The sequence below is a fragment of the Halorhabdus amylolytica genome (assembly GCF_004944975.1).
GTDB lineage: Archaea > Halobacteriota > Halobacteria > Halobacteriales > Haloarculaceae > Halorhabdus > Halorhabdus amylolytica.
In genome coordinates this window covers 478,438-498,927 of sequence record NZ_SPQG01000001.1, presented here as the reverse complement: position 1 = coordinate 498,927, position 20,490 = coordinate 478,438, and the positions used below count along the sequence as shown (strand labels likewise).

The following is a 20,490-nucleotide window of genomic DNA, read 5'->3' as shown; positions in this document are numbered from 1 at the left end:
GTGCTATCGCCAGGGAAGTCGGGATCCCGCCCGGTCTCCGGAGAACGTTCAGTTACGGTAATGGTTACACTGCAGTTCGATCACATTCTCGACGTCCTGTAAGGTGTCCACCAGTTCGGTCTCGATCCGTTCGTCGCTGAAGCGATGTTTCGGCCCCGCAACGGAGATGGCGGCGGGTCCGGTCTCCGGACCGAGGTTCCGGATCGGAACGGCGACGGACCGGATGCCTTCGATGCGTTCCTCGTCCTCGATAGAGTACCCTCGCTCGCGGACGACGCTGATCTCCGCCAGGAGGTCTTCGACATCCGTGATCGTGTTTTCCGTGGCTTTCGGTAAGCCGTAGCTGTCGGCGATAGCGACAATTTCGCTGTCGGTCATCCGGGACAACAGGGCCTTCCCGAGGGCCGTCCAGTGCAGGTCCGTGTGCTCGCCGACCGGCGCGTTGTCCGAGATGCCTTTGATCGGTTCGGTTCGATAGAGGAGGACTCGCTGATCCTGTTCTTTGACCCCCATCGTCGCGACTTCCTCGGTCTCTCGCGATAGTTTGTCGATCTGGGGGTGGGCGGCGAGGTAGATATCGAGTTCGTTGCGTGTCTGACCGCCGTATTCGAGAAACCGGAGGCTGAGACGGTAGGTGCCGTCCTCGGCGCGGATGACGTATCCAAGATCGTTGAGTGTCTGCAGATGAACGGTCACGGTACTCGCCGGCATGTTCAGCCCTTCGGCGAGTTCCGACACGGTACATCGAGAATGATCGTGAAGATATTCAATGATGGTAAACGTCTTGTGAACGGCTTTCACCCGATTGTCGGAGTCGACGGGGTCCCGTTCGTTGCCCATATCGGCCCCAGTTGACCAGGTGACTTCAACGTTGTGCTCACAGGTCCGCGAACGTCGGATTCCGGGGCAGCTACCACAGAACGAACCCGGTGCCATCGACTTCTTCCCGATCAGTCGGTCGAGCAGTCACACCCGCCACGTTCGAGGAATTCGGTGACCTCGTATTGGGACCCGCAATCCGAACAGAGTACCTGCATGTCCAGAAATACTTCGACATCGTCGGCTTCGATCCGGCTCGTCTCATCGAGATTCTCGATGCGCGTCTCTGCGATCGAGAGCGCCCGGGTCTGGAGGCGCTGGATGACCTCGACGTCCTTCTCGATCTTCTCGGTGTCCGATATCCCCTCGTACTCCGCTCCACGCCACTCTTTGAGGTACGAACGGACGGCCTGGTAGGTGACGAAGTTGCTCTCTACGGTTTCGACGTCGACGCCGTTTCGCTGCAGACGGTTGCGGGTATCGGTCTCGACACCGGTACTCACATCGTCGGCGGTCAGGTTGTGATAGATCGTCTCGACATCGTTTTCGAGCGTGCTCATCCCTGCCTCGATCAGCGCCTGCTCGAGGATCCGCCTGTTCAGCAGATCGGCCAGATCACGGAGACTCAGTCGATCGTCGCCCTCGGCGGTCCACCGGGCTTCTAGTTCCGCACCCATGCCATCGAGTCCGTACTTCTCGATCACCCGGGCAACCTTACTCGACGGCCTGTCGGTCGTTGTTTCGGACATGATGTGGGTTAGTGAATCCAGTCAGTGTGCGGTTCTCATCCCGACGCTCAGATCGAGGTGACCCGCATGTACTCGTCGTCGAGGGCCTGTGCGTCCTCCGGGAGGAGTGCGACCACGAGGAAGGGTGCGAACTCCGCGAAGTATTCGACGAGCCGAGCGATCCGGTTCGAGTCGATCGCCTCCAGAGAGTCCAACAGCATGAACGGAACTTCCTCGTAGAGATCGTGGACAAGATAGCCGGCGAGCGCGAAGACCAGCCCGGTGACCTCCCGCTCGCTCTCACTGAGGTGCTCGATGGTGTCCTCGTAGGCGACGCCATTCTCTGTCGTCCGGACGACGTGCATCTCGAAGGTCGTTCGCTTGACCGTTTCTCGCCCCTCGCGGGCAGTCTCCTCGAGCCGTTCGATCCAGATCCGGTCGAGATTCTCGTATTCCAGGATGTCCAGGATCGCGTCCATATGTTCGTTGAACGCCTCGACCGCTTCCTCCTCGATCTGATCGACCTTCGTCCTGGTGTCCGCGAGTTCGTCGAGCAGTTCCTCCCGCCGGTCCCGCAGTTCCTCTGCCCGCTCGAACAGTGACTCGATCTCCTCGATCTCCTCGGTCACGTCCTCGAGATCGGATTCGAGCGAGTCGATCTCGAACTCGAGCTGGTTGGCCTCCCTGTGGAGAGAAAGAATCTCATCGAAGTCCGCCGACTCGTACTCCTCGACTGTCCCTTCGAGGGTCTGGACCTTCTCGGTGAGCTCTTCGCGCTGTTCTTTCATAGAGTCGACACGATCTTCGCGCTGGTCGATCTCGTCCTCGATCCGCTCGAACTTGCGTTCGATCTCCTCACGACGGGACTGCTTGCGTCTAGCCTCCCGCTGTCGCTGCTTGTAGGTTTCGAGTTCCGACTTCACCTCGTTCAGTGTCTGGACCTTCTGTTCTCGGAGGTCCTCCAGACGCTGAATCGTCTCCTGAATCTGACTCCGGTCGACTTCCGAACCACACGTCCAGCAGACGACCGATTCCTCGGCGTCGGCGAGCAACTGATCGGTGAGTTCCCCGTCCGACTCGGAGGGGGACTCGTCTTCGAGCGTCTGGAGGATCTCGTAGTCTTCCTCCTCCAGGCGGTCGTTGTTGTACGTGATGAGGCTCTGGAGGTCGTTGATTTCGGCGTTGAGCGTCTGTCTCCGGTCGCGTAGCTGCTCGATCTGTTCGGCGAGTTGCTCGTGTTCCCCCATCGGGGCTGACGGCAACTCCGCTAATTCGTCCTCGAGTTCCGCGCGTTCCTGTTCGAGCGACGTGATGCTGTCCCGCTGGGATTCGATATTCCGTCTGACCGACTCCAGGTCGCTCCGTACCGATCGAAGCTCCTCGAAGGACTGTTCGAGTTCCTCCTTGACGGCGAGACTCTCCTCGAGATCGTTACTGCTCTCGTCGATCTCCGTCTCCTTCTCGGCCAGTTCCTCGCGTTTCTCATCGATCTGGGATTCGAGCGAGCTCCGACGCTGTTCGAGGTCCGAGAGTTCCTGCTTCCGGGACTCGATCGTCGCGAGCTCGTCGTTGATCGAGGCCTTCTCCTCGGTCAGTTGCTCGATCTGCTCGCGGATCTCCTCGATGTCGATCGGCCGCATGATGAGATCCCTGAGGTCGTCTCCCCGGGCAACGGCCTGTCGGGCCTCGTTGGTCTCGTGAAGGAAGGCGAAAAGCTCCGCGACTGTCGGATCATCGAGGTAGCCCTCGCCCTCGAACATGACCGAATTCCCCGCCCGTTCGAGCGTGCGTTCGTACTCTGTCCCGCCTAGGGTCAACTCGACTGAACCCTGATCGGCGTTTGCCTTCAGCGTCGCCTGATTGCTCCCCATCGCCGCCATGATCGCCTGCAGAAACGACGTTCGGTTCGTGGCATTCTCCCCTGTCAACACCGTGACGCCTGGCGAGAATTTCACCGACGCTTCGGAGATACCTCCAACGTTCTCGACGCTGAAGGCCGCTGTCTCTGATATCGTCTCTGAAACACCCATATCAAATTGAACTCTTCACATATATTAAAGGGTTTTGAATAGATCTGTTTCGGAACCTCGATACTGCTCGGACGCACGCGAAGCCGTGTTGAACCCCCCTCAAAACCGCCACCGTACGCCCCGTCTCTGGGATCGAACGTCGACCCGATCGCCCCTACACTGATCTCTCCAGACCTGACGAACTCTGTCGTGATCCGGACTCCCTCGCGCACATCCCGACCGTTCGAAGGCGAGAACGATCTCTTCGAACCCTGACGGATCACCGACCGTCTATTGCTGTTCGATTCGAGGACACGGTCGAGCCCGGAACACGGGTAAGGACTTCACTGTCTCCCGACGGCGACTCTTCTGGTTCCACTGCTACGTGCCGAGTAAATATAAGAAAAAATAGAATTATCTAATACTATTTGGAATAGTATATTTAATCCTTGGCCGCATGATGAGTCGACAAGAAACGTGAGAAAATTATATTCTAACCAGAATTTAAATAACATTTTTGGAAAAATAAAAATTGAATTTAGTTATATGGGAATATCCATCATCTATTGGTGTTCAGGCCGCACTATCTCCCTATCGTTCCCACGAGCGCCATTCGGGTGATCCAGAGACGTGATTTTTCATCTCTGTCTTGCGATCATAGCTGAGAACGTATTCTGACCTTCACGTCCGTTCGAACGGAAAACGTGGTTATCCATGTCATGACCTATTGACTATATCTGATAACGTAACAGATTATATTGTATAGTATATCTCTGATAAAATCGAGTCAAGATCGAGCTGTCCGGCACTCCTGATATTCGATAGCACGGTCATGCGTAAACAGTGGCCTGCGGATCGAGAGGAGAGAGAAGTTGGAGCGTCGACGCGCGCCGATGGCGTCGAAGCCATGGGGGGGACCCCCATCGTGCCTCTGACAGTCGCGACGAGCGATTTCGGGTCGGTGAATCGACCCACCTGTCTATCGGGGTGGCCTACTTGTAAAACGGTGACACTGTTTTCTGAACGTGAACAAGCGTCGATCTTGCTTGACCCGCTGGGATCCGATCGAACCGGGGATTTCACGCGCTCTTGATCTGCCGGAGTACGTCGGGGGCCGATTCGAGTGCCCCGTCGAGCGCGTCGGCGTCGGGTCCGCCGCCCTGGGCGAAGTCCGGCGGGCCGCCGCCGCCGCCGCCGACGCGTTCGGCGAGTTCACCGACGACCGCGCCGGCGTCGACGCCGCTTCCCTCCGGAGCGGCGACGACGAACTGCGCGCCGCCGGTCGCCGAACCGACGACAGCGACCGCCCCGTCCTCGGCGATAGCGTTGGCCGTCGCGCGCAACTCGTCCATCCCGCCGTCGACCCGCTGGATGACCGCTCTCGTCCCGTCGAGGTCGACCTCATCTCCCTCGTTGGCTCCCGACGCACGCGTCTCTGCGAGTTCCTGCTGTAACTCTTCGATCTCCTTGCCGCGGGCCTTCCACTCCTCGAAGAAGCGTTCTGCCGTCTCGGGAACGTCCTCGGGATCCACGTCGAGGACCTCGGCCGCCTCATAGAGGGCGTCCTCGGTCCGTTGGGTGGCCCCGATAGCGGCCTCGCCGGCGGCGAAGGTCAACCGGACGACGCCGTCCTGGATGCGTTCGGTCGAAAGCAGTTTGATCGCCCCGACGTCACCCGTTCGGGAGACGTGTGTCCCCCCACAGGCCTGTACGTCCTCGTCGACCTGAACGATCCGGATCCGCTCGCCCTCGGGGATACCACCCTGGTAGAGATCGAACCCGTACTCGGCCTCGGCCTCGTGGCGGTCGGGCCACTCCTGGGTCACTTGCCCGTTGTCGGTGACGATGTCGTTCGCTATCCGCTCGATCTCCTTGACCTCCTCGCGTGAGACCCGCTCGTAGTGGCGGACGTCGATCCGCGCCGAGTCGGTTCCCTTCTGGGCGCCGGCCTGTCGGACGTGCTCGCCCAGCACCTGCCGGGCCGAGTGGACGACGATGTGGGTGGCGGTGTGGTGCTGCATGAGTCGGCGTCGCCGAATGGCGTTGACCTTCCCACGGACGAAATCGCCCGTCCCAGGATCGGCGTCACAGGTGTGGACGATCACCCCGTCCGTAATCTGGACATCGGTCACGTCGGCCGTAACGTCCTCCGTCGAGAGCGTCCCGTGATCCGGTGGCTGTCCCCCGCCCTCGGGGTAGAACATCGTCTGATCGAGCACTACGTCGTAGTCGCCGTCCTCGCGTTCGAAGACCTCGAGGACGACCGCCTCGAACTCCATGCGCTCCTGATCGTCGTAATAGAGGCGCTCCGTCTCGGGGAGGTCGACAAGCCGTTCCCCGTGGCTCGTCGCTTCCTCGCTGTCAGCGCCGGCATCGGTCGCCTCGTGGCGCTCGGCAACCGCCGAGTAGAAGTCCTCGGGCACGTCCACGTCGACGCCGCGTTCGGCGGCGATTTCAGCAACCATGTCCGGTTGGATACCGTGGCTGTCGTATAGCTCGACGAGTTCGGCGCCCGGGATCGGGTCGTCGCTGTCTTCGTACTCCTCGGCCAACTGTTCGACCCGACGCCGGCCGCGTTCGAGGGTCTCGCGATAGCGTTCGACCTCCGTACGGACGACATCCCGGATCGTATCGCGATTCGAATAGCCCAGGCGCTCGGCCTGCATGTCGACGAGTTCGTCCATCGGCGCGTCGACGCCGACGTCGTCGACCAGTCTCTTGGTGCGCCGGAGGACCATTCGCGCGAGGTAGCCCGTCCCGATGTTGCTCGGGACGATCCCGTCGCCCAGCATGTACGCGAGCGTTCTGGAGTGATCCGCGATGGCGTAGATAGATTCGAGGGGTTCGACCAATTCGCGGAGACGATCGGTCTCGACACCGATCTCGGCGGCGATATCGTCCCGTGCCGCTTCGACATCCTTGGCCTCGTCGATGTCCATCCGGCCGGCGAGTTTCGCGGCTTTGTGGACGATCGCCTCCTCCTCGGAGGTGTGGTCGATCCCCGCGTTATCCGTGAGAAAGTCGATCATTTCGGGGTAGACGGCCTCGTAGACCGTGGGCGTGCCCTGGCTCACCCACGTCCACCGTTCTAGCCCGTAGCCCGTGTCGACGATGTAGGTGTCCATCGGGCTGTAGCGGTTGCCGTCTTTCATCTCGTATTCCCCGTCGGGGTCGGCTTCGAACTGCATGAAGACGAGCGTCGCCAGTTCGGCCCCCTTGTAGATGACCTCGAAGGCCGGCCCTGCGTTGCCCCCGCCGACCCACGGATCCTCGATCAGCGTGACTTCGGCGGGGTCGGCCCCGAGTTCCTCGAACAGTTCCATGCAGTAGGCGACTGTCTCTTCCTTCCAGTAGACTTCGCCCTCGTAGGCGTATTGGCCCGGATCGTCGATGTCCTCGCGGGCGTTGAAGGCGTGGTGGGCCATCATCTCGAAAGCCATGGTGTGGCGGCCCGTCACGCCGACGTTGTCGATGTCCTGCATCCGGATGCAGGGCTGGCTGATCGTCAGGGGGTTGGCCGGCGGTGGCGTCGTCCCCGACGTGACCAGCGGCTGGAAGTCGTAGATCGAGGCCTGGGTCAGCAACACGTCGTCGCGCCAGCGGTTGGCAGCGACTGGATAGGGCTCGATACGTTCGTGATCGCGTTCCTCGAAAAAGGAGAGGAACGCCTCGCGCATCTCGCCCAGTTCGAATTCCGCCTCGAACCCGGCGTCGTCGATGAAGCTGTACTCGTCACACGGCGGCTCACCACAGGTCTCCTGCTCGGGGTCGAGCGTCCAGAAGTGGTCCCCACACTCCGGACACTGTTTGCGATGGAACCCGTGCTCCTCGAAATACTCGAGCCGGTATTCCTCCTCGAGGTCGCTCATTCGTTGGGTTAGTGTGGCCCGTCCGAGCCTAAATCAGTTCCGAAGGGGGCCTTCGGTCCGTTCTGAGCGTCTCAGCCCCGGAAACGGTTTCTGCACTCGCTTCGATACCCGTCGTTATGGACACCCGACAGCTGGGAACGCTCCCGGACCGTCGGCCCCGGACGTCGTTGCTGGCGAGCGTTCTCGCCTGTGAACTCGTCGGCGCGAGCGGGAGCGTCTTCACCGTGATGGGACTGGGCGCATGGTACGACGGCCTGGCGAAACCGCCTTTCAATCCACCATCGTGGGTGTTCGGACCCGTCTGGACCGCCCTGTTCGCGCTCATGGGCGTTGCCCTCTGGCTCGTCTGGCGGGCCGACGCCACCGAGCGTCCGGTCCGGATCGCCCTTCTCGCGTTCGCCGGACAGTTCGTTCTGAACGTCGCGTGGTCGGCGGCCTTCTTCGGCGCGCGATCGCCGGCGCTCGGCCTCGTCGTGATCGTTGCCCTGTGGCTCGCCATCGTCGGGACGATCGTCGCATTCGATCGCGTCGACCGTCGCGCCGCTCTGCTTCTGGTCCCGTATCTCGCGTGGGTGTCCTTCGCCGCCGTCCTGAACGCGAGTCTGTGGTGGCTCAACTGATAGAGAGTAGCACAAAAGCAATAGATTGAACTCGCTCCTCCCTGGTAGCTATTGTTACTCGCCGTGTACCAAGCATAATGCCCAACAAGGGGAAGCCGTTCTCGGAAGAATTGCGTGACGTCGAGAAATGACCGAGGCACCCCGGATTCTACTTTCAGTGTGGGGCTGACAACTATGAGCGTGTTTCACAAACAACTATATAAGGAGAGCGAAAACCCTCGGATGTAAAAAGGCGGAATCAGAAATACCCGATATCAATCCAGCACTATGAATCTTGATCCCGACCGGTACCGTGAAATGAGCAAACGAGAGATCCTCCGTGAGCTCATCGAACACGTCGCTACCTCGGAAGAAGACCACGAGGACAAGGAACACCGGAGCGGGAGCTCTACCGATCTTAACCTATATCTGTTGGACAACAAGGGATTCGAGATAGGGTTGCTTGACGACCACATTAACCACATCACCCAAAGCGAACGGGTGCGTGGCCACGCCAAAAAATTCGTCAAGAAGCATACGTTCTCAGAGGAACTTCTCGGTGACGACACGGCGATCGTCAGCGTTACCGTCCCAAAGAAGTCGCGCACCGACGATTCCGTCTGGATCACTCAGGGAGAGTATATCTGGGTGCTCACGACTGTTCGACAGAAGTGGCGGAAGAAGACAATAGAGAACCTAATTAAGTACCTCCCGCAAGTCGAACGACTGTATCTCTCGTCAGGTCATCTGGATGATGTTACCGATGAGGATGTGATTCAAGACTCCTATATCTCCGGATTTACGGCAAAATACCACGCTCCGTACGCCGAACGACAAGCTACTCTCCGCTTCCATGGTGGGCGCGAGGAAGACCTTGAGAAAGCGGAAAGATACTTCGATGCGAAGCCGACCCGGATTGAGTTCGATCAAACGAACAGTCCCACAGCGGCTATCCAAGGCTCCAGTAGCAACGATGGCCGGCTCTCGCTACAGTCTGTCGTTCAAGGCTCGCAGGACAAAGCTGTAGACACACTTTTGAGTGTCTCAGAGGAGTACCAAGAACTGGACAAAGCCAGCTTCGAAGTCGAACACGCGTCAACCCACAGAAGTACTGAGAGTGGATTTTCCGTAGATGGGTTTACTGCGATTGAGCTAACTGACCCGGATCGTGATGCGGAGGTAGACAAGTCGTTGCTTGAGGAACTCAAGGAGAACGTTCTGAACAGCAATCAGTACCGGTTCGGGGAACGCGAGCGAGATACGCTCCGGGTGTACGACACGCATCACGATGAGATCTTCGATCTTGCCGTTGAAGGCCCCGATGTCATCGTCTATCCGCGTGAGACTGCGACAACGATGAGTCTGCGAGATATCGTGCAGAAGATATTCGAGTACGACTCGACGTACTCACAAGAGAAAGTCGAGAATCCGGTTGCCTCACCCTAGTATCGATGTCAGGAGCGCCAGAGGTGGATCGGCAATTGAGAGAGAAACAAACCTACAATCTATTCTACAGTGCTCTTACAGCTCGCGCGTCCCCTTGTCTGGCTGACCACGGATGGCGTGCTCCCATCAAGTTCGGCGAGATCGACGATCCGTACGCCGGTGTTGTGGCCAGGCCTGATTTTGTACTGTATGACGGGGATACGTGCTTGCTTGTAGAGGTCAAATCTGGTGACAACATCCGAGACCGAGACATAGCGCAGATGGAGCGCTGCAACCGGCTCACTATTGATGGAGTAGAGGAAGAATTGGAAGCAGCGGATGTTCGGGACAAAACCCCGTACGATGGTGAAGTGCAAACCATCGACCGTTGTATCGTGTATCATGATATCGATGAAGCATGGGTTGAACAGTGCAGAGACGAATGGGAGAACTGCCAAGAGCAGCTTGAACACCTTGAACAGAAAGCAGCGGTGCTAACCCAAGACTTTGGTGGGTTGTTGCGTTGTGTTGCTGGAAGCTTCGAGTCTGGACGTCTCCAACACCGATTTGACGATGGGATTGAGCTGCCTGAGAATCCGAAGGAAGAGTTTGTGTTGACGGAGCAGATGGAGAAAGAAATTTTGGCTGTCGCTGTCTGTGGGATCTGGGGCGAGCAAGCAGTTGGGTACGACGACACGGTAGAGGTGAACGTGAACCAGATTCGTAATCACTTCGCGCCGACGTTCAACGTTCCCCCACAACGAGTGAACCGTGTGCTGTACTATCTGACGGAGATCGACGCTTGCAATCACGTTGAGGACTTAACGTATGAGTTCTCACGAGACCATATCTCCGAGGTGTTGAGCATCGTCCAGACGGTTCGTGATCAGCGTGTTGAGGAAGTTCTAGATGACGTTGAGGAAGATCATATTCCGGATGAGCGGCAGACTACCCTCAATATAGTGCCGGATGGGGCATTGGCCAATGACGGCGATGAGAGGATTGTTGACGATGGTGGAGGCGACAAAAACGATGACGATGAAGAGTCGGAAGATGCGGACGCGGAGTGTGAAGAAGACGAGAGTCCGGAATAGCTGCTATTCCTTCTCGACCGCTGTCTGAACGCGATTAGCCGTGGCGTTCACAGAAGTACTCTTTGTGATGATTTTCGCACAATTATTCGTCTCTCGGCCGGAGACTACGTTCCGGTCGCACTGAGTAAGTTCTGTCGTTCTGGTGGCAACTTATCGCCCCGGTTACCCATCTCGGCTGGCTCTTCGATGGTCCCCACATATCTTCCTCAGTGTCTGCGTCGTCGGTCAGGGTCTCGTGTTCAGTTTGTATCCGCACTGAGTGATTAGTTCAGCAGATTTTACATAAAAAACGTCCGCCGTCCTGACTGCACTCTCTGTATCGATCACGGCGGATTCAACACATCCGAACATCGTCGTTGGAGCAGTTCCGAGAAGCCTCACGACCCTGGCACCGACCGCCACGTAACTCAATTCCGGCTACTCGTCGTCTTCGAGCGCTAACGACGCCAGCAACGCTTCGAGTTGAATCCGCTCGCTCGCGCCCTCCGTGATACGGTAGTCGGCCTCGCCGATCCGATCGAGGATCCGTACCGCGGCGTCGTCGTCCAGTCCGAATTCCCAGACCGAGCGGTGCAGTTGATCGATGATGTCGCCGCCCGCGATCCCCTCCTCGGTCAGCAAGGTGTCGAGCTGGGATCGCGCGGCGGTGAAATCACCGTCGAGCGCACGCTCGACCATTTCGCGGATCTCCTCCGGTCGGGCGGTCGAGGTGATCTCGAAGACGGCCTCTTCGTCGACCCGATCCCCGGACATCGACGCGGCCTGCAGGCCGTTGATCGCCTTGCGCATGTCCCCGTCGGCGACGTACACCAGCGCCTCCATGCCGTCGTCGGTGATCTCGATGCCCTCCTCTTCGGCGATGGTCCAAATCGTCTCCGCGACGGCGTCGTCTGCAAGCGGCGAGAAGCGGAAAACAGCACAGCGAGACTGAATCGGATCAATTATCTGACTTGAATAGTTACACGACAGGATGAACCGGACGTTGTTCGAGAATTGCTCCATTGTCCGGCGAAGAGCAGATTGAGCATCTGCGGTAAGTGCGTCGGCCTCGTCAAGGAATATAATTCTGTAATCATGTCCGCCAAACGACGTGCGTGCGAAGGACTTCACCCGGTCGCGCACCACGTCGATTCCCCGCTCGTCGCTTGCGTTGAGTTCCAGGAAGTTCTCCTCCCACTCCTCGCCGTACAGTTCCTTGGCGATAGCCATGGCCGCGGTGGTTTTTCCCGTTCCTGCTGGCCCGGCGAACAGCATGTGGCTGAGGTCGTTCCGGGAGACGTAACTCCGGAGTCGGTCGACGATCGCCTCGTGACCCGCGATGTCTTCGAGTGACTGGGGGCGGTACTTCTCTATCCAGACTTCCCCCCGACCCGCCCGGGCAGGCTCGGCCTCGCTCATGGTTAGTGGGTCGGTCCCGGTCGGGATAAAGCATGCGAGAAGGAACTGTCTCGCCCGAAGCGCTCATGCCCGTCCGGCCGAACCCACGAGTATGCGCGTCACGGTCGAGGTCGTCGGCGAGGACGAACGCGACGTGGAGGTCGAGCCGGAAGCGACCTATGCGGACCTGCTCTCCGGGGTCGAGGTCAGCCCTCACGAAGCGACGGTGCTGGTCGACGGCCAACCCGTTCCGGAAGACGGGAATGTCGAAGCCGAGCACGTGCAGGTGTTGCGGCTCGTCAAGGGCGGGTAATGGGCGTTACTGTCCGGACAGCAACGGTTGCGGAACTGTCTGCCGTCATGAACGTCCTCGACGGGGCGGTATTGGAGACTGACTACGAACGGGTCCGCGATCTGGCGACTGCGGGCGACGTGTTTGTGGCTGTTCCGGCCGACGATCCCGAGCGCGTCCTCGGTGCATGTGTCCTCGACGGCGACGAGATCGTAGCTATCGCCGTCCGTCGACGCCGCCGTGACAGGGGGATCGGTTCCGCGCTGGTCGCGAACGCGGCTCGCGATCGCGAGCGACTGGTCGCCGAGTTCGACAGGGACGTGGCTCCGTTCTATGCGTCACTTGGGTTCGACATCCGCCGTATCAACGATCGCCGGTACGCGGGCGTCCTGGGGACCTAAGTGTTGATCCGCCCCGGGGTCGCTTCAACGGCGGTCGAAGTCGACGGTCGAGTCGTCGATCAGCGATTCCTTGTCCGCTTTAGTGAGCTGTTTGATCGCGTACTCCCGGGTTTGGGCGTCCGATCGGGCGTCGAAGCGCTCCAGATGGACGAGTTCGACGGGGGTTCGGCCGCGGGTGTACTTCGCGCCGTCGCCAGTGTCGTGTTCGCGGACGCGCCGCTCGGGGTCGGTCGTGTAGCCGGTGTACAGCGTGTCGTCGGCACACCGGAGGACGTACACGAAGTGCGCCTCGGCCATCTATGGGGACGCCTCAGACGTGGGCGGCGCGACGTCGCGCCGTCTCGGCGATGCCGGCGTTGGCCGCACAGTCCGGGCAGGCGTGCAGTCGCCCCTTTGCGTCGGCGAACACTCGGGCGAAGCGCTCGGAGACGTGCGCGCCGCAGTGGTTGCAGTCGGGCATTGGGCACCGTCGGCCGTGAAGGCCAACAGGTGGGATACGTGATCAATCAACATGAACGGTCGGTCCCTGGGAAGTATTGCCGCGGGCTGCGTCGAGTCGGCGAGCGATCAGGCCGGCCTGGGCGCCGGCGGTGAAGCCGGCGTCGACGTTGACGGCCGACAGCGCAGTACAGGACTGTAACATGCCCGACAGCGCCGCCTCGCCCTCGCCGCCGTGGCCGTATCCCGTCGAGACGGGCAGACCGATCACCGGAGCGTCGACGAGCCCGGCAACGACAGTCGGGAGCGCACCCTCGCGGCCGGCGGCAACGATCAGTACGTCGAGTTCCCGGAGTTCTTCGAGTCGGTCGAGCAGACGAGCGATGCTCGCGACGCCCACGTCCTCGATGCGGTAGATGCGGGCGCCCATCTCGCCGGCGATCGCTGCGGCCTCGCCGGCCGGAACCGCGTCGGAGGTGCCTGCGGTGACAATCCCTACTGTCGCGTCCAGACGTGGAGGGTCGAAGTCGGGATCGCGGGCGACCAGCACGTTCGAACGCTCGTCCCAGCGGAGTCGGGCGTCGGGATGTTCGTCGGCAAGTTGTCGGCGGATCGCCGCCACCTGTTCGTCGTCGACCCGGGTCGCGATCGCCCGGTCGGTCGTCTCGACCGCCGTGGCGGCCAGTGACGCGACCTCCGACGGCGTCTTGCCGTCGCCCAGGATCGCCTCCGGGACACCGGCTCGGGACTGGCGCGCAGCGTCGAAGCGTCCCCCGTCGTTCTCGGCGTACCCGGCTAGCCGGGCCTGGGCGGCCGCGACGCTCAGTTCACCTGCCGCGAGGGCTTCGAGAGTCTCGCGCATGTCCCGCCCTCCGGGCCGGAAGTACTCCTACCCATTGATCGTCCCAAAACGGGTTGCCCTCGACTCTGGTCGGGGGCTCGTCGCGGACACATCCCGTCTACCTGGCACCCCCAGGTGCCGATCGTCGGGGTCGTTCGATCAGTTGCCGATCCTTGCACTCGGCTCAGACCCCCTTCAGCCCCGCCGAGAGCGGATAGAATTGGGAACGTTTATAAACAACCCATCGGAAGACATCCGTGTATGGCAGACCTAATCGTCAAAGCCGCCGTCAAGGAAGCGCTCGATGACATGAACGTCGCCTCGGACTTCTACGGTGCCCTCGACGAGGAAGTCGAGGAACTGCTCGAGGACGCCGCACGACGTGCCGAGGAGAACGACCGCAAGACCGTCCAGCCGCGCGACCTGTAAGTCGCGAGGTTCTTTCCGGTTTTTTGGCCGCGACAGTCCCCAGTGACTACTGTGCCGGTCGAGAAATTCCTCCCGGCAGTCGGTTTTACCCGTCCTCCGGGAGAAACGGGAGACATGACGACGCCACCCGAGGATTTCGACCCGGAATCGCCGGCAGAGCGGGAAGTCGCCGGTGAGGCGGCGACCGACCGGTCGGACTTCCTCTCACTGATGGGCCACGCCTATCGCGGCGAACTCGGACGGACGACCGCCTGGCGGACACGGATCGACCGGACCACCAACTGGGCGGTCGTACTGACGGCAACGCTGCTCACGTGGGCGTTCTCGGGTGATTCGCGACCGCATTACGTCCTGCTGGTCGGTATGGGGATGATGGTCGTCTTCCTGGGAATCGAGGCACGGCGGTATCGTATTTACGACGTCTGGCGATCGCGGGTACGGCTCTTCGAGGAGAACGTTTTCGCGAACGCGCTCGATCCGGAGGGCGCCGAGCAACCCAACTGGCGAGAACTGTTGAGCGAGGACCTGCGGGAACCGACGATCAAGACACCGACCAGAGAGGCGATCGCGCGTCGACTCCGGCGCGTGTACGCCCCGCTGCTCTCGGTGTTGCTGGCCGCCTGGGTCATCCGACTGACCGTCTTTGGCGATCCCTCGAAAGGGCCGGTCGGCACGGCGGCCGTCGGTGGCGTTCCGGGGACGGCCGTCCTCGTGATCGTCGGACTCTTCTACGTCGGCGTGGTGGTGCTGGTACTCTGGCCCGCTTCACGCCAGGCGAAAGGGGAGTTCGGTGAGGAATCCGACACCGACACGTGGCGGTAGGAGTCGACAGGTGATCGACCCCGCGACGGACGATTTTTGTATCCGGTCGGCGAGGCTACGGTATGTTCGGAACGAGCGGCATCCGCGGCCCGGTCGGCGAGACGGTCACTGCCGACCTGGCCTTGCGGGTCGGACGAGCGCTTGGCGTCGACGCGGGCCGCGTGGTCGTCGGTCGCGATCCACGGGAGAGCGGGGAAGTACTGGTGGACGCACTCGCTGCAGGACTCAGGGAGTCCGGGACCGACGTGATCGATCTCGGGATGGCGGCGACCCCGACGGTCGCCAGGGCGGTCCGCTGGGAGGGGGCCGACGCGGGCGCGGTAATCACGGCTTCGCACAACCCGCCGCCGGACAACGGCATCAAACTCTGGCAGCCGACGACCCAGGCGTTCGACGCACCGCGCCAGGAGGAGATCGCGCGGCGGATCGACGATGGCGTCACGGACTTGCGACCGTGGGACGCGATCGGCGACTGCGAACGCCGTGACGCCACTCCCGAACACGTCGAAGCCATTCTCGACGCCGTCGACGTGACGAACCCGCCCGAAATCGTCTTGGACCTGGGCAACGGTGCCGGCGGCGTCAGTGCCGAGGCGCTCTCGGAACTGGGGTGTGAATTCGAGACGCTGAACGCCCAGCCGGACGGGTCGTTCCCGGGTCGGTTGAGCGAGCCCACCGCCGAGCACTGCCAGTCGCTCGCGGCGCTCGCCGGTGAGTCGGGCATTGTCGGGATCGCACATGACGGCGATGCCGACCGGATGCGTGCGGCCACGGAAGACGGCGAGTTCGTGGCCGGGGACACGCTGCTGGCGATCCTGGCACGGGCTGCGGCCGAACCGGGCGAGAAGATCGCTGCACCGCTGAACACCAGCCTGGCGGTCGATGATTACCTCGCCCGCGACAACATCGACGTCGAGCGGACGCGCGTCGGCGACGTCTACGTCGCCGAGCGAGCCAGTAATCCGGACGTGGTCTTCGGTGGCGAACCCAGCGGCGCCTGGATCTGGCCGGACGTGGCGCTGTGCCCGGACGGTCCGCTCGCAGCCGCGAAACTCGTCGAACTCGTCGCCGAGCGCCCCCTCAGCGAGCGGGTCGCCGAGGTCGAGAGCTATCCGCTCCACCGCGACAGCATCGAGGTTGAGGAGAAAGCGGCGGTGATGGAACACGTCCGTGGTCGGGTCAGATCGACCTACGAGGACGTCACGACGCTGGACGGCGTGCGCGTCGACCTCGGTGACGGCTGGTTCCTCGTGAGAGCGAGCGGCACCCAGCCGCTCGTCCGAATCACGGCAGAAGCCCGGGATCAGGACCGTTCCCGGGTGATATTCGAAGAGGCAAGCGGGATCGTCACGGACGCACTCCCGTGACGGGAGGGCTTACGTCGGATCGAGATACCGGTCGCCGATCTACCCCCGCCGAGTCGAGCGCGCTTCCCTGACGTCCGCGCCATCGCGGATCTTGTCCTCGCACTGCGGACACACCCGCGGTTGATCCACACCGTTGGGCGTGAAAACACGAGCGTATGCAGCGGTTACGAACGAACCGCAGTTCTGGCATTCCGGCATACATACACTCTGTGTATGTCCCGAACCTTAACTATTGGTGATATGGAATGAGTACTCATGACGTGGAGTATGTTACCAATTACCTACTGATGGGTGTGTGATCAACTCTCGCCCGCTTCGTCACAAAATATACGACGCCCAACAGAAAGGTCGGTCGGTTCACGGCCCCAGTTGTTCAGAATGTGGCCGTCGTCGTCCCGTCGGGGTCGAGTTCCACGACGCCGTCGAAGCGCTTGCGGAAGTCGGCGACGACGTCCTCGTCGTGGACGCCCCCAGCCAGATGAAAGAGGCCGACAGCGTCGTGTTCGGCGAGCAGATCCAGGAGTTCCGCGGTGGCCGCTATCGTCCGCTCGACGTCAGTGTAGTAGATCAACTCGGTCAGTGAATCGAGACTGATCCGTCGCTTGCCGTCGGTCTCCGCGAGGAACTGTCGGGTTTGCTCGACGATCCCCTCCAGGTCGTCGGGTGCGGAGACGTACCTGACGTCGTCACTCTGGCGACGGGTGTATCCGCGTTCTACCGAGAGAGCGTCCAAGATCGTGGCTTTCGATTCTTCGACCTCGTAGTGTTCGAGCTTCTGGGTGACCTCCCGGGCGCTCGTCCGCGTCGAGACGACTAGGAACTGATCGGTGTCTGTCTTGAGGAAGTCGGTATCGACGCGGTCGGTCTCGGCGGTGCTGGGGTGGACCAGCAACACGCCCGTCCCGGCCGGGATCGTCTCCGGTGCGCCGTCGATCGCCAGCGCGTAGTCCATCTCTGCTCTGAGAGGGGACTGGCTCGCTCTTAAGGGTGCTGGCTCGATCCGATTCAGAAGATGCTATCGGCCGTCGCGGCCCCGACGACGCTGAAAATCGCGCCCACGCTAACCACTTTGAGCGTGGTCGCGACCTGGGTGGCCGTACTCTCGGCACCGAGGAACGACGCTGGCGCGTTCAATAGCAACGCCAGCACTGCGACCGATCCGAACGCGACGCCGAGCAGGGAGAGAAACCGCACGGGGAGGCCCACCACCTCCGCCTCGGTGTCGGGATCGCGGTCGTCGTCGGCCTGATAGAGCGCGCCGTAGCCGATGACGGCGACGAGAACGGCCGTCGCGACCGCGTGCCACCGAGTCATCTCGCTGGCCAGCATCCAGACCTCCTCGGTGACCACGAACGGCCCCGCCAGCAGGAACCCACCGACGACCTGCTGGGCCGTGTCTGCGAGCTGGTAGCGGTTCCGTCGAGCCATGGGTCTCCTCCGCGGGCGAGCCGGTTGTATCTTTCCGGACGGAGACGACAGTGACCGGATCACTCGTCGTGCAGTCTTCTGGGCGGGTGATCGCCGAGACGAACCGGTTTTGGCCGTCCCGCTCGCAGTGGGGATATGAGCGTCAGCGACGCCTTCGACGAGTGGGCCGCCGACGGCCGCGACCAGGGCATGGAAGAGCGCCACTGGCACACCGCCAAACACGCCCTCGAACGCATGCCTGTAGAGGACGGCGACGTGATACTGGATCTGGGCTGTGGCAGCGGCTACGCCGCCCGCGCACTGCGGGAGGCTGCCGGTGCCAGCCGCGCGTACGGACTGGACGGCTCGATCCGGATGGCTCACAACGCCAGCACCTACACTGACGACCCGCGCGTGGGCTTTCTTGTGGGGGACTTCCAGTCGCTGCCCTTCGAGAGCGACAGCGTCGATCACGCCTTTTCGATGGAGGCCATCTATTACGCGACCGATCCCGTCGACGCCCTCGCGGAACTCCGCCGCGTCCTGCGGTCGGGTGGGACCTTCTACTGTGCGGTCGACTACGTCGCAGACAATCCCTACACCGCCGAGTGGGACGAATACGTCGACATCGAGATGACCCGCTGGTCGCGGGCGGAGTACCGCGAAGCCTTCCGGGCGGCGGGCTTTCACGTCGCCGAGCAGGACCGCATCCCGGACCGCGAGGTCGAGATCCCGTCCGCAGACGCCTTTCCGACCGAGGACTGGGAGTCCCGCGAGGCGATGCTCGAACACTACCGCGAGCACGGTACGCTGTTGACCGTTGGCGTCGTTCCGTGACGCCACTCGCGTCCGGACATCGCCACCCCTTTCGAAAGCCCTAACCGCGATTCAGCCCTATACAGAGTCGAATGAGCAAGCAACTCCCGGACGTACAGGCCGACAGTCCGGACGTGACTGTCGGGCTCAACCGCGTCGGCGTCACCGGCGTCGAAAAGTTGCTCAAGATCGCCCGCGAGGATCGCCGCCCGATCGTCCTGATGGCCGAGTTCGACGTCTTCGTCGACCTGCCGGACTGGCGGAAGGGTGCGGACATGAGCCGGAACATGGAGGTCGTCGACGAGACGCTTGAGGCAGCGGTCAGCCATACCGATTACCGCGTCGAGGACGTCTGTGGCGATGCCGCCGAGCGTCTCCTCTCGAAACACGACTACACCGACCGGGCGGAGGTCCGCATGGAAGCCGAATACGTCACTCGCGACCGCACGCCAGCGACGGACAAGCCGACCCAGAGTACCGCCGACATCGTCGCCTCCGCCACGGCAACCGAAGACGGAACGCGCGAGGAGATCGGTGCCCGCGTCACTGGCATGACAGTCTGTCCCTGCTCACAGGGGATGAGTGAGGCTCGTGCCCGTGAAACTCTCTCCGATCTGGGCGTCGACGATGGAACCGTCGAAGAGTTCCTCGAGGAAGTTCCCCAACCGGGTCACTCCCAGCGCGGCCACGCGACACTCACCGTCGAGTGCAACGGCTCGCCCGGCGTCGATCTCCGGGAACTTATCGAGATCGCCCGCGAGTCGATGAGCGCCCGGATCTACAATCTCGCGAAGCGACCCGACGAGGACCACATGACCTTCGAGGCCCACTCAGACGCCAAGTTTGTCGAGGACTGCGTCCGGTCGATGGCCGAGGGCGTCGTCGAGCGTTTTCCCGAGATGGACGACGATGCCGTGATCCGGATGGAGCAGTCCAACGACGAGTCGATCCATCAGCACAACGCCCACGCCGAACGGATCGCCCGCTTCTCCGATCTGCAGGCGGAGATCGACGGGAACGGCGAGCATCCGGTGGGCAACCCCGATCCGCAGACGAACGGTGCTGGCGGGTTCTGACGTTTTCGCGGCAGGACCGAACGTCCTCGAAAAGTGTTTGGGTCCCGGGACGGTACGGCCGGGCATGTTCCGGCTCATCGCAGTCTTACTCTTGATCCCGCTGCTGGACATGCTGTTGCTCGTCGGGATCGGCACCCACATCGGCTTCGTCCCGACGATCGCGCTGGTCGTTCTTACGGGACTGGTGGGGTTGATGCTCGTCCGCGCGGAGGGGAGACACACCCTCGCGAAGATCCAGCGCAAGGCTGTTCAGGGCGATTCGCCGACCGACGAACTGCTCGACGGCGCGCTCTTGCTGGTCGCCGGCGCGTTCCTGCTCACTCCTGGGCTCGTGACGGACGTGATCGGCTTCATCTTCGTCCTCCCGCCGACGCGCTACCCCGTTCGCGTCGCGCTGAAGAAGTGGGTCGTCACGCCTTACATCGACAAGAAGACTGGCGGGTTCGCCACTGGATCGGTCTACGTCGGCGGTTTTCCAGGCGACGAGGACGTGAATCTCGGCGGCGCTGGCGGGCCGAACGGCCCTGGCGGCGGTTCGGGTGGTCCCGGTGGGCCCGGTCCAGGTAGCGAGGGGGACGTGCGCGACATCGGCGAGGCACGGGATGTCGACGACGCCGACGACGACCGCCGGACGTAACTGTCAGGCGGATCCGGGGACTGCCGTCGAAAAGAAACGCTTAA

Annotated in this window: 22 protein-coding genes; 11 read left to right on the top strand and 11 right to left on the bottom strand. The window is 61.7% G+C overall.

The window, feature by feature from the left end; genetic code table 11:
- Positions 1 to 48 precede the first annotated feature (48 nt).
- The 4 genes from E3374_RS02540 to alaS all read right to left on the bottom strand — a co-directional run bounded on the left by E3374_RS02540 (position 49) and on the right by alaS (position 7,425).
- Positions 49 to 840: an IclR family transcriptional regulator gene (locus tag E3374_RS02540; protein ID WP_136687382.1), complete on the bottom strand. Its 792-nt coding sequence runs from the start codon at positions 838 to 840 to the stop codon at positions 49 to 51.
- A gap of 110 nt (positions 841 to 950) precedes the next feature.
- Positions 951 to 1,568, bottom strand: a complete 618-nt coding sequence (rdfA, locus tag E3374_RS02535) for a rod-determining factor RdfA (RefSeq protein WP_136687380.1) — start codon at positions 1,566 to 1,568, stop codon at positions 951 to 953.
- Between the two features lie 47 nt (positions 1,569 to 1,615).
- Positions 1,616 to 3,577 carry an archaea-specific SMC-related protein gene (locus E3374_RS02530; RefSeq protein ID WP_136687378.1) on the bottom strand — a complete coding sequence of 654 codons (1,962 nt, stop codon included), beginning with the start codon at positions 3,575 to 3,577 and terminating at the stop codon, positions 1,616 to 1,618.
- A 1,058-nt stretch (positions 3,578 to 4,635) separates the two neighbouring features.
- The gene (gene alaS, locus E3374_RS02525; protein WP_136687376.1) at positions 4,636 to 7,425 is read right to left on the bottom strand and encodes an alanine--tRNA ligase; all 2,790 of its coding nucleotides are present in this window, start codon (positions 7,423 to 7,425) and stop codon (positions 4,636 to 4,638) included.
- Between the two features lie 116 nt (positions 7,426 to 7,541).
- On the opposite strand from alaS, the gene E3374_RS02520 reads away from it, so the two are divergent.
- The 3 genes from E3374_RS02520 to E3374_RS02510 all read left to right on the top strand — a co-directional run bounded on the left by E3374_RS02520 (position 7,542) and on the right by E3374_RS02510 (position 10,543).
- Positions 7,542 to 8,045: a TspO/MBR family protein gene (locus E3374_RS02520; protein ID WP_136687374.1), complete on the top strand. Its 504-nt coding sequence runs from the start codon at positions 7,542 to 7,544 to the stop codon at positions 8,043 to 8,045.
- A gap of 297 nt (positions 8,046 to 8,342) precedes the next feature.
- Positions 8,343 to 9,470, top strand: coding sequence for a hypothetical protein (locus E3374_RS02515; protein WP_136687372.1), 1,128 nt, complete (start codon positions 8,343 to 8,345; stop codon positions 9,468 to 9,470).
- Positions 9,471 to 9,493: 23 nt separating this feature from the next.
- The gene (locus E3374_RS02510) at positions 9,494 to 10,543 is read left to right on the top strand and encodes a hypothetical protein (RefSeq protein WP_169051754.1); all 1,050 of its coding nucleotides are present in this window, start codon (positions 9,494 to 9,496) and stop codon (positions 10,541 to 10,543) included.
- Positions 10,544 to 10,960: 417 nt separating this feature from the next.
- Here E3374_RS02510 and E3374_RS02505 read toward each other — a convergent pair whose 3' ends face one another.
- Positions 10,961 to 11,941, bottom strand: a complete 981-nt coding sequence (locus tag E3374_RS02505; protein ID WP_136687368.1) for a replication factor C small subunit — start codon at positions 11,939 to 11,941, stop codon at positions 10,961 to 10,963.
- A gap of 91 nt (positions 11,942 to 12,032) precedes the next feature.
- Between E3374_RS02505 and samp2 the strand changes: the two genes are divergently transcribed.
- Positions 12,033 to 12,233 carry a ubiquitin-like small modifier protein SAMP2 gene (gene samp2 / locus E3374_RS02500; protein ID WP_136687366.1) on the top strand — a complete coding sequence of 67 codons (201 nt, stop codon included), beginning with the start codon at positions 12,033 to 12,035 and terminating at the stop codon, positions 12,231 to 12,233.
- On the top strand, positions 12,233 to 12,613 hold the full coding sequence (locus tag E3374_RS02495; protein ID WP_136687364.1) for a GNAT family N-acetyltransferase: 381 nt from the start codon (positions 12,233 to 12,235) through the stop codon (positions 12,611 to 12,613). The genes samp2 and E3374_RS02495 overlap by 1 nt, the downstream gene beginning before the upstream one ends.
- A gap of 24 nt (positions 12,614 to 12,637) precedes the next feature.
- Here E3374_RS02495 and E3374_RS02490 read toward each other — a convergent pair whose 3' ends face one another.
- Genes E3374_RS02490 through larB form a run of 3 tightly spaced genes read right to left on the bottom strand, consistent with a single transcriptional unit; the run spans position 12,638 to position 13,913 of the window.
- Positions 12,638 to 12,910, bottom strand: a complete 273-nt coding sequence (locus tag E3374_RS02490; RefSeq protein ID WP_136687361.1) for a GIY-YIG nuclease family protein — start codon at positions 12,908 to 12,910, stop codon at positions 12,638 to 12,640.
- A 13-nt stretch (positions 12,911 to 12,923) separates the two neighbouring features.
- Entirely contained in the window at positions 12,924 to 13,073 is a 150-nt protein-coding gene (locus E3374_RS17000) for a DUF7563 family protein (protein WP_169051753.1), read from the bottom strand.
- A gap of 42 nt (positions 13,074 to 13,115) precedes the next feature.
- Complete coding sequence (gene larB, locus E3374_RS02485; protein ID WP_136687359.1) at positions 13,116 to 13,913, bottom strand: nickel pincer cofactor biosynthesis protein LarB; 798 nt, start codon at positions 13,911 to 13,913, stop codon at positions 13,116 to 13,118.
- 240 nt (positions 13,914 to 14,153) lie between these two features.
- On the opposite strand from larB, the gene E3374_RS02480 reads away from it, so the two are divergent.
- The 3 genes from E3374_RS02480 (at position 14,154) to glmM (ending at position 16,510) form a co-directional block, all read left to right on the top strand.
- On the top strand, positions 14,154 to 14,321 hold the full coding sequence (locus E3374_RS02480) for a DUF1931 domain-containing protein (protein WP_135667362.1): 168 nt from the start codon (positions 14,154 to 14,156) through the stop codon (positions 14,319 to 14,321).
- A 114-nt stretch (positions 14,322 to 14,435) separates the two neighbouring features.
- Positions 14,436 to 15,143, top strand: a complete 708-nt coding sequence (locus E3374_RS02475) for a DUF2270 domain-containing protein (protein WP_136687357.1) — start codon at positions 14,436 to 14,438, stop codon at positions 15,141 to 15,143.
- Positions 15,144 to 15,205: 62 nt separating this feature from the next.
- Positions 15,206 to 16,510 carry a phosphoglucosamine mutase gene (glmM, locus tag E3374_RS02470; RefSeq protein ID WP_136687355.1) on the top strand — a complete coding sequence of 435 codons (1,305 nt, stop codon included), beginning with the start codon at positions 15,206 to 15,208 and terminating at the stop codon, positions 16,508 to 16,510.
- Positions 16,511 to 16,549: 39 nt separating this feature from the next.
- Here glmM and E3374_RS18120 read toward each other — a convergent pair whose 3' ends face one another.
- The 3 genes from E3374_RS18120 to E3374_RS02460 all read right to left on the bottom strand — a co-directional run bounded on the left by E3374_RS18120 (position 16,550) and on the right by E3374_RS02460 (position 17,938).
- Entirely contained in the window at positions 16,550 to 16,708 is a 159-nt protein-coding gene (locus tag E3374_RS18120; protein WP_449272221.1) for a DUF7563 family protein, read from the bottom strand.
- A 175-nt stretch (positions 16,709 to 16,883) separates the two neighbouring features.
- Positions 16,884 to 17,462 (bottom strand): DUF7090 family protein, encoded by a 579-nt coding sequence (locus tag E3374_RS02465; RefSeq protein WP_136687353.1) that lies wholly within the window; start codon positions 17,460 to 17,462, stop codon positions 16,884 to 16,886.
- Positions 17,463 to 17,515: 53 nt separating this feature from the next.
- Positions 17,516 to 17,938 carry a DUF2391 family protein gene (locus E3374_RS02460; RefSeq protein WP_136687351.1) on the bottom strand — a complete coding sequence of 141 codons (423 nt, stop codon included), beginning with the start codon at positions 17,936 to 17,938 and terminating at the stop codon, positions 17,516 to 17,518.
- A gap of 135 nt (positions 17,939 to 18,073) precedes the next feature.
- Between E3374_RS02460 and E3374_RS02455 the strand changes: the two genes are divergently transcribed.
- The 3 genes from E3374_RS02455 to E3374_RS02445 all read left to right on the top strand — a co-directional run bounded on the left by E3374_RS02455 (position 18,074) and on the right by E3374_RS02445 (position 20,446).
- On the top strand, positions 18,074 to 18,754 hold the full coding sequence (locus E3374_RS02455) for a class I SAM-dependent methyltransferase (RefSeq protein ID WP_136687349.1): 681 nt from the start codon (positions 18,074 to 18,076) through the stop codon (positions 18,752 to 18,754).
- 71 nt (positions 18,755 to 18,825) lie between these two features.
- Positions 18,826 to 19,809 (top strand): GTP cyclohydrolase MptA, encoded by a 984-nt coding sequence (mptA, locus tag E3374_RS02450; protein ID WP_136687347.1) that lies wholly within the window; start codon positions 18,826 to 18,828, stop codon positions 19,807 to 19,809.
- Between the two features lie 64 nt (positions 19,810 to 19,873).
- Positions 19,874 to 20,446 carry an FxsA family protein gene (locus E3374_RS02445; protein WP_136687345.1) on the top strand — a complete coding sequence of 191 codons (573 nt, stop codon included), beginning with the start codon at positions 19,874 to 19,876 and terminating at the stop codon, positions 20,444 to 20,446.
- Positions 20,447 to 20,490: the final 44 nt, after the last annotated feature.